We start from the raw sequence: 22,208 nt of genomic DNA on the forward strand, positions 1-22,208 counted from the left end.
TATTTCTAAAAACTGTATATTGAAGAGGAATATTCCTACATACGTAAAGGAGGGCTATTAATGAAACTAATGGAACAGCGACTACATGAATTAGGTGGCTTGCGAGTACATATTATTCCGACTGATAAATATAAAACAAATACCTTTGTATTTCGTTTTAAAGCACCTTTAAATGAGGAGACGGTGACAGAGCGTGCCTTATTGCCATACGTATTACAAAGTGCGACAGAAAAACTGCCTTCTGTAATTCGTCTTCGCCAATATTTAGAAGAATTATATGGATCTTCTTTAGCGGTAGATGTAAGTAAAAAAGGAGAAGACCATATCATCTCTATTTATGTAGACATCGCAAATGAAACATATTTACGCGATGCACCACCGTTATTTGAAAAGGCACTTTCTATGTTATCTAATATTGTTTTGCATCCAGCAACAGAAGGCGAAGGTTTTCTACCTGCTATTGTAGAAAGTGAGAAACGAGCACTCTTGCAACGAATTGAAGCTACTTATGATGATAAAATGCGTTATGCAAACGAGCGTTTAATTGAAGAAATGTGCAAAGTAGAACCATATCGTTTAAGTGCAAATGGGAAAAAAGAAAGTGTTGCTTCTATTACAAATGAAAGTTTGTATCAATATTATCAAAAAGTGTTAGCTGAAGATGAAATGGATTTATATATCATTGGTGACATTTCAGAAGATGCTGTGGAGCTTGTAAATAAGTATTTTTCGATTTCACCTCGCGCTAGGAAAGAAAGAAATGTACTTCTTCATAAACGAAATAATGAAGAGAAAGAAATTGTTGAAAAACAAGAACTAAAGCAAAGTAAATTAAATATCGGCTATCGCACATTCATTACGTATAAAGATGAAGATTATTTTGCCCTACAATTGTTTAACGGATTATTTGGAGGATTTTCTCATTCAAAGTTATTCGTAAACGTCCGTGAAAAAAATAGTTTAGCGTACTATGCAGCATCAAGATTTGAAAGTCATAAAGGTTTGCTCTTCGTTATGTCTGGAATTGAAGCGAAGAACTTTGAAAAAGCGGTTGAAATTATTAAAGAACAGATGAAAGCAATGCAAAACGGTGATTTTTCAGAGGAAGAGATTCAACAAACGAAAAGTGTAATTCAAAATCAAATCTTAGAGGCTGTTGATACACCACGTGGTTTTGTTGAAATGCTTTATCATGGCGTTATTTCAGAGCGTACGCGTCCAGTTGAAGAGTGGCTAACAGGTATAGAAGGCGTGACGAAAGAAGAAATTGTGAAAGTTGCTAATAATATTGAATTAGATACAATTTACTTTTTACATGGAACGGAGGGAGAGTAAATGGAGAAAATTGTGTATGAGCAATTAAAAGAGACACTATATTATGAAAAACTTCCGAATGGATTAGACGTATACATTTTACCGAAACAAGGATTCAATAAAACATTTGCGACATTTACGACGAAGTACGGTTCTGTTGATAATACGTTTGTCCCACTTGGAAAAGAAGAAATGACCCGTGTGCCAGATGGGATTGCTCATTTTCTTGAGCATAAATTGTTCGAAAAGGAGGACCATGACGCCTTTCAATTGTTTAGTAAACAAGGTGCTTCAGCGAATGCTTTTACGTCCTTTACGAGAACTGCTTATCTCTTTTCTTGTACATCAAATGTAGAACAAAATTTAAATACGTTGTTAAATTTTGTTCAAGAACCGTATTTCTCAGAAAAAACGGTTGAAAAAGAAAAAGGTATTATTGGCCAAGAAATTCAAATGTACCAAGATAATCCAGATTGGCGTTTATATTTTGGATTAATCGATAGCTTGTTTGTGAAACATCCAATTAAAATTGATATTGCAGGGACAATCGAGTCTATTAGTAAAATTACAAAAGACCTATTGTATGAGTGTTATGAGACTTTTTACCATCCAAGCAATATGTTATTGTTTGTTGTTGGAGCGATTGATCCTGAAAAAACAATGGATTTAGTTCGTGAAAATCAAGCGAAAAAAGATTACGAAAATCAACCGGAAATCGTTCGTTCTTTTGAAGAGGAACCAGAAGAAGTAAATGAAAAGAAAAAGATTATTTTAATGCCTGTTCAAACTCCAAAATGTTTAGTTGGTATTAAAGCAACGAATTTACAAGAAAAAGGGCAAGCTCTTTTAAAACAAGAAATTGCGCTTACATTACTTTTAGATTATTTATTTGGAAAAGGGTCAGTTCATTATGAATCTTTATATAATGAAGGTCTTATTGATGATTCGTTCTCGTATGACTATACAGAAGAAAATAACTTCGGTTTTGTAATGGTTGGTGGAGATACGAAGCAACCTGATGAATTGGCAGATCGATTAAAAGGTATTTTACTACAAACGAATTATGATCAGTTAGATGAGGCTGCGTTGGAACGGGTGAAGAAAAAGAAAATAGGTGGATTTTTACGATCATTGAATTCACCTGAATATATTGCAAATCAGTTTACACGATATGCGTTTAATGAATCTAGTTTATTTGATGCTCTTACAGTGTTAGAAGGATTAACTGTTCAAGACCTACAACAAGCAGCAAAAACATTATTAATTGAAGAGAAAATGAGCGTCTGCCAAGTGCTGCCAAAAAAGTAAATTGATATTTGAATAAAAAACGCAGTATCTATATCCCTCATCTAACGTTTGGTTATTGCCAAATGGTAAGATGAGGGTATTATTTATTTATACATAAAAGATAAGAGAGGGAACTTATGAAAAAGTATGCATTAGTAACTGGAGGGAGCGGAGGGATTGGCTCTGCTATTTCGAAGCAGTTAATCGAGGATGGTTATACAGTCTATATTCATTACAATAAAAGCGAAGAGAAGGTAAGGGAGTTACAGAAGGAATTTGATGTAGTGATTCCTGTGCAAGCAAATTTAGCTTCTAGAGATGGAGCAGAGGAATTGTGGGCGCAAATCGAACATCCAATTGATGTTATTATATACGCAGCTGGAAAGAGTATTTTTGGATTAGTAACAGATGTTTCGAATGAAGAATTAGATTATATGGTCGAGCTTCAAGTGAAGAGTGTATATAGACTTCTTTCGATGGCGCTTCCATCGATGATTGGGCGGAGAAGTGGAAATGTTATTGTTATTTCATCCATTTGGGGGCAAATAGGAGCATCTTGTGAGGTGCTGTACTCAATGGTAAAAGGTGCGCAAAATTCATATGTGAAAGCTTTAGCGAAAGAAGTTTCTTTAAGTGGATTACGTGTTAATGCGGTAGCGCCAGGTGCAATCGAAACAGAAATGTTAAATGTATTTTCAGCAGATGATAAAAATGAAATTGCTGAAGATATTCCATTAGGTAGACTAGGGCTACCGGAAGAGGTAGCAAAAACAGTCTCTTTCCTTGTTTCGCCAGGAGCTTCTTATATTACGGGGCAGGTTATTGGAGTCAATGGCGGTTGGCATTGTTAAAAATACTTACATAAAAAACAAGAAATTGTGCAAATTAAGCATGATTCTATTACTCAATAGTGAGGTGCTTAAACATGTCAGTGTTAGATAATTTTGATCAGTGGAAGAGCTTTTTAGGAGAACGTTTAGAACAAGCGGGAGGAAAAGGCCTTGATGGTGGTGCAGTATCAGATATGGCATTTCGTGTTGGTGATTATTTAGCAAATGAAGTAGAAGCGCGCAACGATCAAGAAAAATTATTGTCTGAGCTTTGGAAAGTTGCTGATGAACAAGAGCAACATACAATCGCAAATTTAATGGTGAAGTTTGTACAACATAAGTAAAAATAGAGAGGAGATTCTCCTCTCTATTTTTTTTGTATAATAATTACACGGGATAGATTATACATTTAGCTTCCCTATTAAGATGAAATCATATAATATAGTACGTAGGTGTAAAGTAAGCGTGGGGGAGTGATCTTGGATGATTGAATGGTATTTTGAATATGAAATACATAAAAACCGACCTGGCTTACTTGGTGACGTTTCTTCGTTAATCGGTATGCTTGGCATCAATATTGTCACAATTAATGGTGTAGATAATGCACGACGTGGACTTCTGCTTATGTGTGATAATCAAGAGCAAATCTCTAGACTTGAATCAATTCTAAATACGATGGATAATATAACGGTAACGAAATATCGTCCGCCAAAGCTTAGAGATAAGCTAGCAGTTAGACATGGTAGGTACATACAACGAGATGCAGATGATAAGAAGACATTTCGATTTGTACGTGATGAATTAGGCTTACTTGTAGACTTTATGGCGGAGATAATGAAAAAAGAAGGTCATAAGCTAATTGGGATACGAGGAATGCCTCGTGTCGGAAAAACAGAATCCATTGTTGCCGCAAGTGTTTGTGCAAATAAGAGATGGCTATTCGTATCATCGACTCTTATTAAGCAAACTGTCCGTAGCCAATTGATTGAAGATGAGTATAGCGACGATAATATTTTCATACTAGATGGAATTGTATCAACAAAGCGTGCAAATGAAAGACATTGGCAGCTTGTTCGTGAAATCATGAGATTGCCTGCAACGAAAGTTGTAGAACATCCAGATGTATTTGTGACTCAGTCGGAATACACATTGGATGATTTTGATTATATTATCGAATTGCGTAACGATTATGATGAAGAAATTCAATATAATTTAGTAGATGAAATTGAGCAAGGTACGCAAAATAATTTCTCTATGTTTGACTTTTAAAGAAATATTGAGGTGTTAGTAGTGACGGAATTAGGACAAAAGCTGACAGAAGCAAGAGAAGCGAAAGGCTTGTCTATTGATCAGCTGCATGAAATTACAAAAATTCAAAAACGCCATTTAGTAGCGATTGAAGAAGGCAATTATGATGTATTGCCAGGAGCTTTTTATGCGCGTGCATTCATTAAACAATACGCAGATGCGGTTGGATTAAATGGAGAGGAACTGCTTGTAGAATATCAGAGTACGATACCACAATCTGAAAAACACGATGTTCCACAAGTATCAACTGGACAGAAAACACAAGAAACAATGCAAAAATCTTCATCATGGCCAATTGCAGATCATATGCCGAAAATTTTGATTGCGTTATTAGTGATTGCAATTGGAGTGGTAGTCTGGTTTGTTATTCAATCGTTAACTGGAAAAGATGATAGGCAAGTTCCAAATGCTCAAAGTGAGAAAATTGAAGTTCAAAAAGCGAAAAATTCTCCGCTAGATACGAAGAAAGATGAAGAGAAAGCGGAAGAACCAAAAAAAGAAGAGCCAAAGAAAGAAGAACCAAAGAAAGAGGAACAACCAGCACAACCAACTGGACAGCAAGAGATAAAGGTAGTTGGAACAACTGGTAAGGTATCTACTTTGGAAATTCATAATAATAAAACATTAGAACTGGAAATATCGGGCAAAGGTGCGAGTTATGTAGATGTTAAAGATGATGCTGGGAACGAAATTCTAAACACTACAGTACAAGGTGGCCAAATAGAAAAACGTGATTTATCAACAGTAAAAGAAGTGCGACTTAATATTGGAAATGCAATGAATGTTGAAGTTAAACTGAATGGTCAAGTGGTTGCTTTCCCATTGGATCCAGAAAAAGAACTTCACCAAAGATTGGTGATAAAAAACCAAGGGATAGGGCAACCTGCACAATAACAGTCATCGCTTCGATGACTTTTTTCAATGAACAAATGTTTTTGATATGATGGAGGAATAGCTGTGAATTTACCAAATAAAATTACAATATCTAGAATCTTCTTAATTCCAATTTTTATGGTAATTATGTTAGCACCCTTTGAGTGGGGCTCATTTATAATTGGTGATGTAGAGTTACCAATTCAACATTTAGTAGGGGCACTTATCTTTATTATTGCTTCGGCTACAGATTGGATTGATGGACATTATGCAAGAAAGTATAATCTTGTAACGAATTTAGGGAAATTTCTTGACCCGTTAGCAGATAAATTACTTGTTTCGGCAGCACTTATCACATTGGTAGAAATGCAATATGTACCTGCTTGGATCGTTATTGTAATTATAAGCCGTGAGTTTGCAGTAACAGGTTTACGCCTTGTACTTGCTGGGACAGGGGAAGTAGTGGCAGCAAATCAGTTAGGGAAAATTAAGACATGGACACAAATTATTGCGATTGCAGCGTATTTATTACACGATGTACCTTTAAATTTAATCCATATTCCAGTTGCTGATATTTTCATATGGATTGCATTAATCTTTACTGTTATTTCAGGATGGGATTATTTCTGGAAAAATAGGGCTGCTTTTGTAAACTCAAAATAGAAGTTTTATGGGGGAATTGGGATGAATGCTGAGATTATTGCGGTTGGAACTGAATTGTTACTTGGACAAATTGCAAATACAAATGCCCAGTTTTTATCTGAAAAGTTAGCTTCAATTGGAATAAATGTGTACTATCATACTGTTGTGGGTGATAATAACAAGCGATTACAAAAGGCAATTGAAGTGGCTGAAGAGCGCGCTGATATGCTTATTTTTACAGGCGGATTAGGGCCGACAAAAGACGATTTGACGAAAGAAACAATAGCGTCTAGCTTAGGTGAAGAGCTTGTGTATGATGAAACAGCATTAACATCCATAAGCGATTATTTTAAGCGTACAGGCCGTGAATTTACGGAAAATAATAAAAAGCAGGCGCTCGTTCTAAGTGGATCGACTGTATTTGCGAATGATCACGGTATGGCGCCTGGCATGGGGTTAAATAAAAACGGCAAAGTTTATATTTTATTACCAGGGCCACCAAAAGAAATGAAGCCGATGTACGTGAGTTACGTAGAGCCTTTTTTACGTAACTTTACAACAGGGGAAAATATTTATTCTCGCGTTCTTCGCTTTTTCGGTATTGGGGAATCTCAATTAGAGGTAAAAGTTCAAGATTTAATTGATGGACAAACGAACCCGACCATTGCACCACTCGCAAATGATGGAGAAGTGACATTACGTTTAACTGCAAAACATCATGATGCGAATGAGGCGGAGAAACTAATTCAACATGTGGAAAATTTGATTTTAGAAAGAGTAGGAGAATTTTTCTACGGATATGACCAAGATTTTCTTCATTACAAGGCAATAGAGTTATTGAAGCAAAAAGGGTTAACTTTAGCATGTGCAGAAAGTTTAACAGGCGGTCTCTTTGGAAATCAAGTAACAGAAAATGCGGGTGTTTCGTCTGTGTTTAAAGGCGGTGTCATTTGTTATCATAATGATGTGAAGCAGCATGTTTTACATGTGCCTGAAGAAGTGTTACATACGGGTGGTGCGGTTAGTAAAGAATGTGCTCGTTATCTTGCTGAAAATGTTAAGGGATTATTAAAAGCAGATATCGGAATTAGTTTTACTGGGGTGGCAGGACCTGACGCTTCAGAGTATAAAGAACCAGGAACAGTATTTGTTGGATTGGCGATTAAGGATGAACCGACTGAAGTCTTCTCTCTTAATTTAAGTGGAAGTCGTCAACAAATTAGAGAACGCTCTACAAAATATGGATTTTATCATTTATACAAAAAACTAGAAGAGATATAAATTTCTTCTAGTTTTTTTGTGGGGAAATCTAGTTTTATTCGATATAAAATAAAAAATCGAATAAATGTTCGATTTTTGTTGGCAAATTGAATTGAAAATAGGTATAATAAGATTAGCAATTCAGTTAAGGAGGAATTTTGAATGAGTGATCGTCAAGCGGCATTAGATATGGCGTTAAAACAAATAGAGAAGCAATTCGGTAAAGGTTCAATTATGAAATTAGGAGAACAAGCGGAGCGTAGAATTTCTACAATTTCAAGCGGTTCTTTAGCACTGGATGTGGCACTAGGGGTAGGCGGATACCCACGTGGCCGTATTATTGAAATTTACGGACCTGAAAGTTCAGGTAAAACAACAGTTTCATTACACGCAATCGCGGAAGTGCAACGACAAGGTGGACAAGCAGCATTTATCGATGCGGAGCATGCGATGGATCCTGTTTATGCACAAAAATTAGGTGTTAACATCGATGAATTACTATTATCGCAGCCTGATACAGGGGAGCAAGGACTAGAAATCGCAGAAGCACTTGTACGAAGTGGCGCGGTTGATATTATCGTAATTGACTCTGTAGCAGCTCTTGTACCGAAAGCTGAGATCGAAGGGGACATGGGTGACTCTCACGTTGGTTTACAAGCACGTTTAATGTCACAAGCACTTCGTAAACTTTCAGGTGCAATTAATAAATCAAAAACAATCGCAATCTTTATCAACCAAATTCGTGAAAAAGTTGGGGTTATGTTCGGAAATCAACTACAAGTTGCTTAATCGAAAAGATTAAGGAGTTTACTCTGGGTTTCCCTTGCTAGTGATAGCATGTTAAAAAACCTTGTGAACCTTATTGCCTAAGGGTGTAACTATTCATATAGTTGCTAACGGTGAAGCCCACCATTTTGTTAGGGTAATACCGTGCCAAGCTCCATAGTTATATGGGGAAGGTGTAGAGACTACCGAAAAGGACTTTTAGTTAACTGAGTAGGGTACGGCAGATGATAGGCTACTGCTGGAAGTGCAAGGCTCTCTGTGAAGAGATGAAGAGATAGTCCGGACTATAGAGATGGAAAATCTATAGATAGTGCCAGAAACAACTCCAGGTGGTCGTGCGTTGAAATTCTATTCAACTGTCCGTCTTGAAGTACGTCGTGCTGAGCAATTAAAGCAAGGTAATGACATCGTTGGTAATAAAACAAAAGTAAAAGTAGTTAAAAATAAAGTAGCACCACCATTCCGTGTTGCTGAAGTTGATATTATGTACGGAGAAGGTATTTCAAGAGAAGGTGAAATCTTAGATATGGCTTCTGAACTTGATATCGTTCAAAAGAGCGGTGCTTGGTACTCTTATAATGAAGAACGCTTAGGACAAGGTCGTGAAAATTCGAAGCAATTCTTAAAAGAGAATACGGATTTAAGAGAAGAAATTGCCTTCTTTGTTCGTGAACATCACGGAATTGGTGAAGACTCTGGTGTTGAAGACACGGAAGGTTCAACTATTCAAGATTAAAAAATAAAAGACACGCTCCCGTGTCTTTTATTTTTTAATGTCTTATGAAAGCGTTGTATATAGCTGGAGATAAAATATTTATTCTATCCAAAAGGCTATGTGTAAAGAGGAATATTTATATGTTTTACGTGAAGACAATGGAATTTACTAAGGTTTTCCAGGATAATATGCTACCTACTTTTCGAATTCAGATAAGATTCAGGGCTGAAGGTAAAGAAAGTAAAAGTAGACAACGCTTGACAATGAAAATTGCGATAGATACAATGAGAATGTATATTTTTTCTTATATACGATACACTCTTCTCAAGAAGAGAAGTAATATTCGGAGTAAGACTTAAATCTTGCCGAAATAATAATATGACATTTTAATTGTGAAATGAAGAAAGTCCCTTAAAAAAGCGGGACGACGGTCTTTGCTGTACGTTGCTATTCAATGTACATGCCGACAGTCTTTTTTCATTCATAGCAAGGGGAGGTGAAATCATGAGTAGTACAGTTTGGATACTCATCTCCATTTTGCTTGCAACAACAGTCGGTGCAGTTGTTGGCTTTTTTGTTCGAAAGTCTATTGCTGAAGCGAAGATTAATGGTGCAACTAATGAAGCGAAACGTATTCTAGACGAAGCGAATCGTGAGGCAGAAGCACTTAAGAAAGAAGCGCTTTTAGAAGCAAAGGATGAAATTCATACACTTCGTACAGAAGCTGAATTAGAAATTCGTGACCGTAGAAGCGAATTACAAAAACAAGAAAATCGTTTAATGCAAAGAGAAGAGAACCTTGATCGTAAAGACGAAACGCTCGATAAGCGCGAGCAACAGTTGGAAAAGAAAGAGGATTCTCTTGTAGCGAAACAACAACAGATTGAAGAGTTGGAAAGCAAAGTGGGAGAGTTAGTTCAAAAGCAACAAACAGAATTAGAGCGCATTTCCAATCTGACACGCGAACAAGCGAAAGCAATTATTCTTGGTAAAGTAGAAAGTGAAGTTTCTCATGAAATTGCCGTTATGGTAAAAGAAAGTGAAGTTCGTGCGAAAGAAGAAGCGGATAAGAAAGCAAAAGAGATTTTATCTCTTGCAATGCAAAGATGTGCAGCTGATCATGTTGCTGAAACAACCGTTTCGGTTGTAAATCTTCCAAACGACGAAATGAAGGGACGTATTATCGGACGTGAAGGTCGTAATATTCGTACGCTAGAAACGTTAACAGGTATTGACCTTATTATCGATGATACACCAGAAGCGGTAATTCTATCTGGATTCGATCCGATTCGTCGTGAAACAGCTCGTATCGCTCTTGATAAACTAGTACAGGACGGACGTATTCACCCAGCGCGTATTGAAGAGATGGTCGAAAAATCAAGACGTGAAGTGGACGAGTATATTCGTGAAGTCGGAGAGCAAACAACGTTTGAAGTGGGTGTTCATGGCTTACATCCAGATTTAATTAAGATTTTAGGTCGTTTAAAATACCGTACAAGTTATGGACAAAACGTCTTAAAACACTCTATGGAAGTTGCATATTTAACTGGACTTATGGCAGCGGAGCTTGGTGAGGATGAAAAACTAGCAAGACGTGCTGGTCTATTACATGATATCGGAAAAGCAATTGATCATGAAGTAGAAGGTAGCCACGTTGAAATTGGTGTTGAACTCGCAACGAAATATAAAGAGCACCCTGTTGTAATAAACAGTATCGCATCTCACCATGGTGACACAGAACCAACTTCTATCATTGCAGTTCTAGTTGCAGCAGCAGATGCATTATCAGCTGCAAGACCGGGAGCTCGTAGTGAAACACTTGAGAACTACATTCGTCGTCTTGAAAAGTTAGAAGAAATTTCAGAGTCTTATGAAGGCGTAGAAAAATCTTTCGCAATTCAAGCAGGACGTGAAGTTCGTATTCTGGTAAAACCGGATACAATTGATGATTTAGAAGCTCATCGTTTAGCTCGTGATATTCGAAAACGTATTGAAAATGAACTGGATTATCCAGGACATATTAAAGTTACTGTTATTCGTGAAACACGTGCAGTGGAATACGCAAAATAAAGTGGTGAAACACCACTTTATTTTTTTGTGTTGGAATTGGGTAAAATAAAGAAAATTATTTATGAGAAGTATGCAAGTGAAAGAAACTTATAATAGGTAAAATTTTAATATTATAAGGAAATTGCTTGTTAGAGTAAGGTAATAAAAAATGTAGTACATAGAAAGGGTAAGACATATGAGAATATTATTTGTTGGGGATGTAGTAGGATCTCCTGGTAGAGACATGATTCAACAGTACGTACCGGCATTAAAGAAAAAATATACACCTACAGTAACAATCATTAATGGAGAAAATGCTGCGGGTGGACGTGGAATTACGGAAAAAATATATCGAAACTTTTTGGAGTGCGGGGCACAGGCAGTTACGCTTGGAAACCATGCTTGGGATAATCGTGAAGTATTTGAATTTATTGATGATGCTAAATATCTTGCAAGACCAGCTAACTTCCCAGAAGGAACGCCAGGAAAAGGTCTTATCTTTGTGAACTGTAACGGAACAGAAGTTGCGGTAATTAACTTACAAGGACGTACTTTCCTTCCTCCAATTGATTGTCCATTCCGTAAAGTGGATGAATTAATCAATATTGCAAAAAAACGTACGAATATTATCTTTGTTGATTTTCATGCTGAAACAACAAGTGAGAAGCAGGCGTTAGGTTGGTACGTAGATGGTCGTGCTACAGCTGTAGTAGGTACACATACACACGTTCCTACAGCTGATAATCGTATTTTACCAAGCGGAACAGCTTATATTACAGATGTTGGTATGACAGGACCGTATGATGGTATTTTAGGTATGGATCGCGAAGCGGTATTGAAGAAGTTTTTAACGAACTTACCAGTACGTTTTGAAGTAACGAATGGCAGAACGCAATTAAGTGCAGTTTTAATCGATGTGGATCCAAATACAGGGAAAGCGAAGAAAATTGAACGCATTTTAATTAATGATGATCAGCCGTTTTTTGAGTAATTTTTAACGAAAAGTTAGAGAAGTCATTATATTTTAATTTTTTAGAAAAATTACAGAAATTTAGCAGGAATACGTGCCATTCCTCGTGAATATAAGTTAAAGTGAAATAATTGCTATTACTTTTTATAAAAACGAGGAGGAAACGCGGAATGGAAATATTAAAAGTTAAAGCAACGTCGGTCCCTAATTCTGTAGCTGGTGCACTTGCAGGTGTTATTCGCGAACGCGGAACAGCAGAAATTCAAGCTATTGGTGCAGGTGCATTGAACCAAGCGGTAAAGGCAGTAGCAATTGCAAGAGGATTTGTAGCGCCTAGTGGTTTGGATCTGATTTGTATCCCAGCGTTTACAGATATTATGATTGATGGCGAAGAGCGTACAGCGATAAAATTAATTGTAGAACCTCGTTAAGTTAAAACAACCTGTTTGCATGTATGCAAACAGGTTGTTTTTATAGTGGAGGAATGAATATGAAAATTTTTGATGCTCATTGCGATGTACTCTTTCAGTTATGGAGTGCAAAGGGAAAAAAAGACTTTCAAAACGATTCACAATTACATATTACATTTGAACAATTAAAGAAAAGAAAAGGAAGTATACAATGCTTCGCGATATATGTACCAGAAACAGTAGCGTATGAAAAGCGCTTTGAAGTTGCACTGCAAATGATAGATATTTTTCATAGTGAAATTCTATCGCTACCAGGAATGAAGTTTATTCAGACAAAAAACGATATTAACATGCTAAAACAGGACGAGATTGGAGCGTTATTAACATTAGAAGGATGCGAAGCGATTGGAAAAGAAGCGATGAGATTACGTTTGTTTTATCGCTTAGGTGTACGTTCCTTTGGATTAACATGGAACTATGCTAATTTATTAGCTGATGGGGCGCTAGAGACACGTGGTGCAGGTTTAACTACATTTGGTAGACAAGTTGTACAAGAACTTAATATGTTAGATTTATGGACCGATGTGTCTCATTTAAATGAAAGAAGCTTTTGGGATGGTATAGAAATAGCTAAAAACCCAATTGCATCGCACTCAAACTGTTATCAACTTTGTGGGCATCCACGCAATTTAACCGATGAACAAATAAGAGCTCTCATAAAGAAAAATAGCATTATTGGTATTACATTCGTACCGCAGTTTTTAACGAATGAAAGACAAGCGAATATAGCAGATATATTAAGACATGTGGAACATATTTGTTCATTAGGTGGAGAAAAAAATATAGGATTCGGTTCTGATTTTGATGGGATTTTAGAAACCGTTGTAGGTGTAGAAGCATATAGGGATTATGAAAATATAATTAATCACCTGTGTAAAAAGTATAGTGAATCAACTGTAGATCGATTTTTGTATAAAAATTTTGTTGACTGTGTAACGTTCTAAAGGTTTTGTTTTAAAAATTCAGAAAAATTAAAATAAACCCACTTGAATTTATTGGTTTTTTTAAGACCTAATACTAGAATGGTAAACGAAATAGCTTTATACTAAAGATTCAGGGAAATCAGAAGAGGCATAATTTGCGTCCATTGTAGTTTATTTGTATAAAAAATGCTAAACTAATACTGTAAAAAAATACACTACAATGAATGCAGCCAAAAGGGGTGTAGGAGATGATTAGTCAACTTTCATGGAAAGTTGGAGGCCAACAAGGTGAAGGAATTGAAAGTACAGGGGAAATCTTCTGTATTGCATTAAACCGATTAGGATATTACCTATACGGTTACCGCCACTTCTCATCACGTATTAAAGGCGGCCATACAAATAATAAAATTCGTGTAAGTACAACAGAAGTACGCGCGATCTCAGATGATTTAGATATTTTAATTGCTTTTGATCAAGAAACAATTGATTTTAACTTCCACGAACTACGTCCGGGCGGAATTGTAGTTGCGGATGCGAAATTTAATCCAACAATACCTGATAATACAGATGTAAATCTATATGTGATACCGTTTACAGATATTGCTTCAGAGTTAGGCACATCACTAATGAAAAACATGGTTGCTGTTGGGGCATCTAGTGCGGTATTAGGATTAGACGAAACAGCGTATTTAGAGGTTGTTGAAGAAATCTTTGGTCGTAAAGGAGAGCAAGTCGTTCAAAAGAATATGGAAGCCATTAAACGCGGCTCTCAATATATGAAAGAATTGCTTGGTGAAAAAGTAAACATGATGCAGCTTGAAAAAGCTGACGGTAAGAAACGCATGTTTATGATTGGAAACGACGCAATCGCATTCGGTGCAGTAGCTGGTGGTGCTCGCTTTATGTCTGCATATCCAATCACACCTGCATCTGAAATTATGGAATACTTAATTAAAAAGTTACCGAAAGTCGGCGGGACAGTAATCCAAACTGAGGATGAAATCGCAGCTTGTACAATGGCAATCGGTGCAAACTACGCTGGTGTTCGTACATTAACTGCATCTGCTGGTCCTGGTCTTTCTTTAATGATGGAAGCAATAGGTTTAGCAGGTATTACTGAAACACCACTAGTTATCATTGATACACAACGTGGTGGTCCAAGTACGGGCTTACCAACAAAACAAGAGCAGTCTGACTTAATGGCTATGATTTACGGAACGCATGGTGAAATTCCAAAAATCGTAATGGCGCCAAGTACAGTTGAAGAAGCTTTCTATGATATTGTAGAAGCGTTTAACTTAGCAGAAGAATATCAAGTGCCTGTTATTTTCTTAACAGATTTACAGCTTTCTTTAGGGAAACAAACTGTAGAACCACTTACGTTAGATAAAGTGGAAATTCGTCGTGGTAAGCTTGACTTAGAAGTAGAATTACCAGAACGTGAAAATAAAGCATACTTCAAACGTTATGAAGTAACAGAAGACGGCGTTTCACCACGTGTTTTACCTGGTATGAAAAATGGTATTCACCATGTTACAGGTGTAGAACATGATGAAACGGGTAAACCATCTGAATCAGCAATAAACCGTAAAAATCAAATGGACAAACGTTTCCGTAAAATGGAGAACTTAAAGTTTAATACCCCTGTTTATAAAAATGTTAAGCATGATGACGCAGACGTATTGCTAGTTGGTTTTAACTCAACACGTGGTGCGATCGAAGAGGCAATGCAGCGTTTGGAACAAGAAGGAATGAAAGTAAACCATGCTCATGTACGTTTAATTCATCCTTTCCCAACAGCTGAAATCGATCCACTTGTGAAAAAAGCGAAGCGTGTAGTGGTAGTAGAAAACAATGCAACTGGTCAGCTTGCTAACATTATGAAAATGAATCTTGGTAATGGTGAGAAAATTTCTAGTCTTTTAAAATATGACGGAAACCCATTCTTACCGAAAGAGATTTACAACGAATGCAAAAAAGGGGTTGTATTAAATGGCAACATTTAAGGACTTTCGTAACAGTGTAAAACCGAACTGGTGCCCAGGTTGCGGAGACTTCTCAGTACAAGCTGCGATTCAACGTGCGGCAGCTAACGTTGGTTTAAATCCAGATGAACTAGCTGTTATTTCTGGTATCGGCTGTTCAGGTCGTATTTCAGGTTATATTAATTCATATGGTTTGCATAGTATTCATGGACGTGCTCTTCCAATCGCACAAGGTGTGAAGATGGCAAATCGTGATTTAACAGTTATCGCATCAGGTGGTGACGGTGATGGTTTTGCGATTGGTATGGGACATACAATCCATTCTATTCGTCGTAACATTGACATTACGTATATCGTAATGGATAACCAAATTTACGGATTGACAAAAGGTCAAACTTCACCACGTAGTGAAGCTGGATTTAAAACGAAAAGTACACCACAAGGTTCAATTGAACCATCACTAAATGTTATGGAAATGGCTTTAACAGCTGGTGCGACATTTGTGGCGCAAAGTTTTTCAAGTGATTTAAAAGAATTAACACAAATTATTGAAGCTGGTATTAATCATAAAGGATTTTCATTAATTAACGTATTTAGTCCATGTGTTACTTACAATAAAGTAAATACTTATGATTGGTTTAAAGAGAATTTAACGAAACTAAGTACAGTAGAAGGATATGATCCATCTAACCGCATGATGGCTATGCAAACATTAATGGAAAAGAACGGGTTAGTAACTGGTTTAATTTATCAAAATACAAAGCAGCCTTCTTACCAAGAGCTTGTAAAAGACTATAGCGAAAAGCCTTTAGTGCAAGCTGATTTGAATATGGATCAGAAAATGTTTGATGAGCTTGTTGCTGAATTTATGTAATGCTAAAAGAAAAGGTTGCCACTTGGCAACCTTTTTTGAATGAATAAAAATAATGAATAGATTTGTTTACTTAGAAAATTCAGAATGATAAAATAATATATAAATCGTTGTATAGAAATAGCATGTTCATTAACTGTAAAATGTAAAATAGGATAAGAATGCTTCTTCGTTAAAATTGGCTAAAGGCTCTATACTATGATAATGTGTATAGGGATAAAGCAATATGCTTTTGGGTAGGACAAGGTGAAATACTAAAAAGGGAATGTCTATTGGTGTGGGGAAGACTTCATTCTTACGGATGATTAGATCGATTACTCAAGTTTCAAAGGGCAAGTTATCTCTCAAGCTATCTAACATCATTGAGATGGGTCTAAGCGCATTAAAATGGACTACAGAGTGTGTATAGTTAAGGGTGAAAGGAGATTACCGATGAACGAGCAACAACGATTAGCAAGTCAACAAGCAAATTCCTCTACGAAAAAAGAAGAGAAAGATTATAGTAAATACTTTGAAAGTGTATACAAACCACCTTCCTTGAAAGAGGCAAAAAAGCGTGGGAAAGAAGAAGTTAAAATTGAACGAGATTTTGGCTTACCTGAAGAGTTCCGCAATTTTGGCGCAGGAAGAAAGTTTTACATTCGTACATATGGCTGCCAAATGAATGAGCATGATACTGAAGTAATGGCGGGGATTTTTACAACACTTGGATATGAGCCAACTTTTTCAACTGAAGAGGCCGATGTCATTTTATTGAATACTTGTGCAATCCGTGAAAATGCTGAGAATAAAGTGTTCGGTGAACTTGGTCATTTAAAATCATTAAAGCGAAGAAACCCGGATCTTTTAATTGGTGTATGTGGTTGTATGTCTCAAGAGGAATCTGTTGTAAATAAAATTATGCAAAAAAATCAGCATGTAGATATGGTGTTTGGTACACATAATATTCATAGATTACCGTATATCTTAAAGGACGCAATGTTCTCAAAAGAGACGGTGGTTGAAGTTTGGTCAAAAGAAGGGGACGTAATTGAAAACCTTCCGAAAGTACGTCGTGGTGATATTAAAGCTTGGGTAAATATTATGTATGGCTGTGATAAGTTCTGTACATATTGTATTGTACCGTATACACGCGGAAAAGAGCGCAGCAGACGTCCAGAAGATATTATTAAAGAAATTCGCCATTTAGCAGCGAACGGTTATAAAGAAATTACGTTACTTGGACAAAACGTAAACGCATACGGTAAAGACTTTGAAGACATACAATATGGTCTTGGCGATTTAATGGATGAACTTCGTAAAATCGATATCGCACGTATTCGTTTTACAACAAGTCATCCACGTGATTTTGACGATCATTTAATTGATGTTCTTGGAAAAGGTGGTAACCTCGTAGAACATATCCACTTACCAGTTCAATCTGGTAGTACAGATATGCTTAAAATTATGGCGCGTAAATATTCGCGTGAGCATTATTTAGAGCTTGTACGAAAAATTAAAGAAACGATTCCGAATGCAGTCCTAACAACGGATATTATCGTTGGTTTCCCAAATGAAACGGATGAGCAATTTGAAGAAACGATGTCGCTATATCGTGAAGTAGGATTTGATACGGCATTTACATTTATTTATTCCCCGCGCGAGGGTACACCAGCTGCAAAAATGAAAGATAATGTGCCGATGGAAGTGAAGAAAGAGCGATTACAACGCTTAAATACACTAGTGAATGAATATGCTGTTAATAAGAATAAGCGTTATATAGGGCAAGTTGTAGAAGTATTAGTTGATGGAGAAAGTAAAAATAATCCTGAAGTACTTGCGGGGTATACACGTACGAATAAACTTGTAAACTTCGTTGCTTCAAAATCTTTAATTGGTCAGCTTGTGAAAGTAAAAGTAACGGAAGCAAAAACTTGGTCACTTAACGGGGAATTGGTTAAGGAGCCGATTGAGGTGAAATAATAGATGAAAGTATATACGAAAGATGAAATTGTTGAGCAAGCGAAAGAATTAGCGAAAATGATCTCTGAAACAGAAGAAGTCGACTTCTTTAAGCGAGCAGAAGCACAAATTCATAAAAATGAAAATGTAAAGCGAGCAATTGATGAAATTAAAGCTTTGCAAAAACAAGCAGTTAACTTACAACATTATGGAAAATGGGAAGCTTTGAAAAAAGTAGAAGCTGAAATTGATGCGCTTCAAGATAATTTAGATAGTATCCCAGTTGTGCAGGAGTTTAAATCTTCACAAACATATGTAAATGATTTACTGCAGCTAGTTGCTAGTACGATTTCTAACAATGTAACAGATGAAGTATTAGCTTCAACTGGTGGCGATGTGTTGAAGGGTGAAACTGGTGCAGCAGTAGAAAGTAAAAAAGGAAATTGTGGTTGTTAAAGAGATGTCTTATTGACATCTCTTTTTTTTTATGGGTTATAACGTAAATTCTTCTCAAAAAAAGAATGACACATTCCGCTATTGTCACGCATATGATTAAGTGAATAGTGATTGAGGAGGGTTACGAATGTCCGAATTTAGAGAGATTATTACAAAAGCAGTGGTTGGAAAAGGACGTAAGTATACAAAGTCAACGCATACATGTGAATCGAATAATGAGCCAACAAGTATTTTAGGGTGCTGGGTAATTAACCATTCGTACGAAGCGAGAAAGAATGGAAAACATGTGGAAATTGAAGGTTTCTATGATGTAAACACTTGGTATTCATTTGATGGAAACACAAAGACCGAAGTTGTAACAGAGCGTGTTAACTACACTGACGAAGTAAGCATTGGGTATCGTGATAAAAACTTCTCGGGTGACGATTTAGAAATTATTGCTCGTGTAATTCAACCGCCAAATTGTTTAGAAGCTCTTGTATCACCAAATGGTAATAAAATTGTTGTGACGGTAGAACGTGAATTTGTAACAGAAGTAGTTGGAGAAACGAAAATTTGTGTAAGTGTAAATCCTGAAGGTTGCGTAGAATCAGACGAGGATTTTCAAATCGATGATGATGAGTTTGAAGAATTAGATCCGAACTTTATCGTCGATGCAGAAGAAGAGTAATAGAAAGCTAGGGAGAAGTTCTTCCTAGCTTTTTACATTACATAAGTGGTGCTGAATGAACATGATTTCTTATGAAATGTGCTATAATGAGGAAAGACTCCTGAAATAGGAGATATGGGTGTCCGTGAAGTGTGACATATATGAATATAGATTATTATGTAAGAATTATGGAGGAAAGACATGACGCAATATACCCCTATGATACAGCAATACTTAAAGGTTAAGGCAGACTATCAAGATGCCTTTTTATTTTTCCGATTAGGTGATTTTTATGAAATGTTCTTTGAAGATGCGGTTAAAGCAGCTCATGAACTTGAAATTACATTAACGAGCCGAGATGGTGGTAGTAGTGATCGTATACCGATGTGCGGTGTACCGCATCATGCAGCTAAAAATTATATTGAACAACTTGTTGAAAAAGGATATAAAGTAGCTGTTTGTGAGCAAGTGGAAGATCCAAAAACAGCTAAAGGTGTAGTACGTCGTGAAGTAGTACAACTAATTACGCCAGGAACGATGATGGAAGGGCGTACAATAGACGAGAAAGAGAATAACTTCTTAGCAGCATTAACACATTTCGAAGATGGATCTTATGCGCTAGCTTGCAATGACTTAACGACTGGACAAAATACAGTGACGTTGTTAACGGGTTCAGTAGAAGATATTTTATTAGAAGTGTATGCAACTGGTTCAAAAGAAATTGTTGTAGATTCTACATTTTCAAAAGATGAATTAAATAAATTAACTGAAACATTAAAAATGACGATTTCGTATGAAGATGCAACAACTATTCCGGAAGGGTTAGAACAGCTTGTGAAAAATGTTTCACAAGCAAAGTTAATTAAAGCGATTGGACGCTTATTTAACTATGTGATAAGAACACAAAAACGTTCGTTAGATCACTTGCAACCAGTGGAAATTTATTATACGAACCAGTTTATGAAAATTGATGTGCATTCAAAGCGAAATTTAGAACTGACAGAAACCCTTCGAACAAAAGAAAAAACAGGATCATTATTATGGCTATTAGATAAAACGAAAACAGCTATGGGTGGTCGTATGTTAAAACAGTGGATGGAACGTCCGCTTATTCAGAAAGAAAAAGTTGAAGAGCGTTTAGAAATGGTTGAAACGTTTGTAAATGATTACTTCTTACGTGAAGATTTAAAAGAAAAGTTAAAAGAAGTATATGATTTAGAGCGTTTAGCAGGGAAAGTTGCATTTGGTAATGTAAATGCACGGGACTTATTACAGTTAAGACGTTCTTTACTTCAAGTACCAGCTATTTTAGAAGCGATTAGTCTTTTAGATAATGCTTATGCAGCTAGATTAATTCAAGGTGCGGATCCATGTGAGAGCTTAACAGAATTGCTAGGAAGAAGTATTCAAGAAAACCCACCGCTTTCTATTAAAGATGGAGATATTATTAAAGACGGTTATAATGACAAGCTTGATCAATATCGTTACGTTAGTAAAAACGGGAAAACGTGGATCGCTGAGCTTGAAAAACGAGAGCGTGATATTACAGGGGTTAAATCATTAAAAATTGGATACAACCGTATTTTCGGCTACTACATTGAAGTGACGAAGGCAAATCTTGCGGCACTTCCAGAAGGGCGCTATGAGCGAAAACAAACACTTGCAAATGCAGAGCGTTTCATAACAGATGAACTAAAAGAAAAAGAAACATTAATCTTAGAAGCAGAAGAGAAAATTGTGCAATTAGAATACGATTTATTTACAGCACTTCGCGAAGAAGTCAAAGTATTCATTCCGAAATTACAGCATTTAGCGAAAGTAATTAGTGAGCTAGACGTACTGCAAAGCTTTGCGACAGTTAGTGAAGAAGAGCAGTTTGTAAAACCTGTTTTAACAACTAAGCGCGAAATCTTTATTAAAGATGGTCGTCATCCTGTCGTTGAAAAAGTATTGAACGGGAAATTGTATGTACCGAATGATTGTATTATGCCGGAGAAGATGGATGTCTTTTTAATTACAGGACCGAACATGTCTGGTAAAAGTACGTATATGAGACAATTAGCACTTGTTACTGTTATGTCACAAATTGGTTGCTTTGTACCAGCGACAGAAGCAGTATTACCTGTCTTCGATCAAATCTTTACGAGAATTGGTGCAGCGGATGATTTAATCTCAGGTCAAAGTACATTTATGGTTGAAATGTTAGAAGCGAAAAATGCAATTGCAAATGCATCAGAAAGAAGTTTAATTTTATTCGATGAAATTGGACGCGGTACATCTACGTATGATGGTATGGCACTTGCACAAGCAATTATTGAACATATTCATGACCAAATTGGCGCAAAAACGTTATTCTCTACACATTATCATGAATTAACAGTGTTAGAAGAAAGTTTAGACCAACTAAAGAATGTACATGTTTCAGCTATTGAAGAGAATGGAAAAGTAGTTTTCCTTCATAAAATTCAAGATGGAGCGGCCGATAAAAGTTACGGAATTCACGTTGCGCAACTTGCTGAATTGCCAGATAGCTTAATCGCTCGTGCGAAAGAAGTGTTAGCGCAGCTAGAAGGACAAGAAGAAATTATTATTCCAAAGCGCACAGAAGTGAAAGTGCAAGAAGTTGCTCCGGAACCTGTAGTTGTAAAAGAAGAACCTGTAGAAATACAAGAAACGAAAGTAGAGACTGAAGAAGAATCACAACTATCTTTCTTTAGTGCAGAAAAGTCTTTGGAAAAACAAGACAAGCTAGTTCTAGATGCAAAAGAAACGGCAGTACTTACACAAATTAAAAAAATTGATTTACTCGATATGACACCTTTAGAAGCGATGAACGAACTGTATCGTTTACAAAAAAAGTTAAAGAAAGGATGAGTAAG

The 22,208-nt window shown here is 36.4% G+C and carries 18 protein-coding genes and 2 pseudogenes; all 20 read left to right on the forward strand.

The features are described from left to right. Positions 1-60: 60 nt before the first annotated feature. Complete coding sequence (yfmF, locus tag JDS80_RS03725) at positions 61-1,335, forward strand: EF-P 5-aminopentanol modification-associated protein YfmF (RefSeq protein WP_071746762.1); 1,275 nt, start codon at positions 61-63, stop codon at positions 1,333-1,335. Further along, positions 1,336-2,622 (forward strand): EF-P 5-aminopentanol modification-associated protein YfmH, encoded by a 1,287-nt coding sequence (gene yfmH / locus JDS80_RS03730; RefSeq protein WP_199637104.1) that lies wholly within the window; start codon positions 1,336-1,338, stop codon positions 2,620-2,622. Positions 2,623-2,738: 116 nt separating this feature from the next. After that, complete coding sequence (gene ymfI / locus JDS80_RS03735; RefSeq protein ID WP_199637106.1) at positions 2,739-3,452, forward strand: elongation factor P 5-aminopentanone reductase; 714 nt, start codon at positions 2,739-2,741, stop codon at positions 3,450-3,452. A 74-nt stretch (positions 3,453-3,526) separates the two neighbouring features. After that, positions 3,527-3,775 carry a DUF3243 domain-containing protein gene (locus JDS80_RS03740; RefSeq protein WP_000114449.1) on the forward strand — a complete coding sequence of 83 codons (249 nt, stop codon included), beginning with the start codon at positions 3,527-3,529 and terminating at the stop codon, positions 3,773-3,775. A gap of 139 nt (positions 3,776-3,914) precedes the next feature. Next, positions 3,915-4,700, forward strand: coding sequence for a DUF3388 domain-containing protein (locus JDS80_RS03745; RefSeq protein WP_071746759.1), 786 nt, complete (start codon positions 3,915-3,917; stop codon positions 4,698-4,700). Positions 4,701-4,721: 21 nt separating this feature from the next. Next, positions 4,722-5,633, forward strand: a complete 912-nt coding sequence (locus tag JDS80_RS03750) for a helix-turn-helix domain-containing protein (protein WP_071746758.1) — start codon at positions 4,722-4,724, stop codon at positions 5,631-5,633. A gap of 63 nt (positions 5,634-5,696) precedes the next feature. Next, positions 5,697-6,275 carry a CDP-diacylglycerol--glycerol-3-phosphate 3-phosphatidyltransferase gene (pgsA, locus tag JDS80_RS03755; protein ID WP_071746757.1) on the forward strand — a complete coding sequence of 193 codons (579 nt, stop codon included), beginning with the start codon at positions 5,697-5,699 and terminating at the stop codon, positions 6,273-6,275. Between the two features lie 21 nt (positions 6,276-6,296). After that, a complete protein-coding gene (locus tag JDS80_RS03760) occupies positions 6,297-7,535 on the forward strand; it encodes a competence/damage-inducible protein A (protein WP_199637108.1) in 1,239 nt (412 codons plus the stop codon). Between the two features lie 141 nt (positions 7,536-7,676). Next, positions 7,677-8,285 (forward strand): annotated as a pseudogene (gene recA / locus JDS80_RS03765) (recombinase RecA); the annotation flags it as partial. 328 nt (positions 8,286-8,613) lie between these two features. Next, positions 8,614-9,036, forward strand: a pseudogene (locus tag JDS80_RS03770) (recombinase RecA family protein); the annotation flags it as partial. A 483-nt stretch (positions 9,037-9,519) separates the two neighbouring features. Then, positions 9,520-11,085 (forward strand): ribonuclease Y, encoded by a 1,566-nt coding sequence (gene rny, locus JDS80_RS03775; RefSeq protein WP_071746754.1) that lies wholly within the window; start codon positions 9,520-9,522, stop codon positions 11,083-11,085. A gap of 175 nt (positions 11,086-11,260) precedes the next feature. Then, positions 11,261-12,055 carry a TIGR00282 family metallophosphoesterase gene (locus JDS80_RS03780; RefSeq protein ID WP_001221088.1) on the forward strand — a complete coding sequence of 265 codons (795 nt, stop codon included), beginning with the start codon at positions 11,261-11,263 and terminating at the stop codon, positions 12,053-12,055. 149 nt (positions 12,056-12,204) lie between these two features. Further along, positions 12,205-12,465 carry a stage V sporulation protein SpoVS gene (spoVS, locus tag JDS80_RS03785; protein ID WP_000404341.1) on the forward strand — a complete coding sequence of 87 codons (261 nt, stop codon included), beginning with the start codon at positions 12,205-12,207 and terminating at the stop codon, positions 12,463-12,465. Positions 12,466-12,524: 59 nt separating this feature from the next. Then, positions 12,525-13,448 carry a dipeptidase gene (locus JDS80_RS03790; protein WP_071746753.1) on the forward strand — a complete coding sequence of 308 codons (924 nt, stop codon included), beginning with the start codon at positions 12,525-12,527 and terminating at the stop codon, positions 13,446-13,448. 227 nt (positions 13,449-13,675) lie between these two features. Beyond that, positions 13,676-15,433 (forward strand): 2-oxoacid:acceptor oxidoreductase subunit alpha, encoded by a 1,758-nt coding sequence (locus JDS80_RS03795; protein WP_071746752.1) that lies wholly within the window; start codon positions 13,676-13,678, stop codon positions 15,431-15,433. After that, the gene (locus JDS80_RS03800) at positions 15,420-16,286 is read left to right on the forward strand and encodes a 2-oxoacid:ferredoxin oxidoreductase subunit beta (protein ID WP_002088040.1); all 867 of its coding nucleotides are present in this window, start codon (positions 15,420-15,422) and stop codon (positions 16,284-16,286) included. The genes JDS80_RS03795 and JDS80_RS03800 overlap by 14 nt, the downstream gene beginning before the upstream one ends. A gap of 429 nt (positions 16,287-16,715) precedes the next feature. After that, a complete protein-coding gene (gene miaB / locus JDS80_RS03805; RefSeq protein ID WP_071746751.1) occupies positions 16,716-18,245 on the forward strand; it encodes a tRNA (N6-isopentenyl adenosine(37)-C2)-methylthiotransferase MiaB in 1,530 nt (509 codons plus the stop codon). A 3-nt stretch (positions 18,246-18,248) separates the two neighbouring features. Then, positions 18,249-18,680, forward strand: a complete 432-nt coding sequence (locus JDS80_RS03810; RefSeq protein WP_071746750.1) for a YlbF/YmcA family competence regulator — start codon at positions 18,249-18,251, stop codon at positions 18,678-18,680. 127 nt (positions 18,681-18,807) lie between these two features. Beyond that, positions 18,808-19,350: an outer spore coat protein CotE gene (cotE, locus tag JDS80_RS03815; RefSeq protein ID WP_001288800.1), complete on the forward strand. Its 543-nt coding sequence runs from the start codon at positions 18,808-18,810 to the stop codon at positions 19,348-19,350. 180 nt (positions 19,351-19,530) lie between these two features. After that, the gene (mutS, locus tag JDS80_RS03820; RefSeq protein WP_071746749.1) at positions 19,531-22,203 is read left to right on the forward strand and encodes a DNA mismatch repair protein MutS; all 2,673 of its coding nucleotides are present in this window, start codon (positions 19,531-19,533) and stop codon (positions 22,201-22,203) included. The last annotated feature ends 5 nt before the right edge of the window (positions 22,204-22,208 follow it).

This window comes from Bacillus cereus group sp. N8, assembly GCF_016483685.1.
Classification (GTDB): domain Bacteria; phylum Bacillota; class Bacilli; order Bacillales; family Bacillaceae_G; genus Bacillus_A; species Bacillus_A proteolyticus.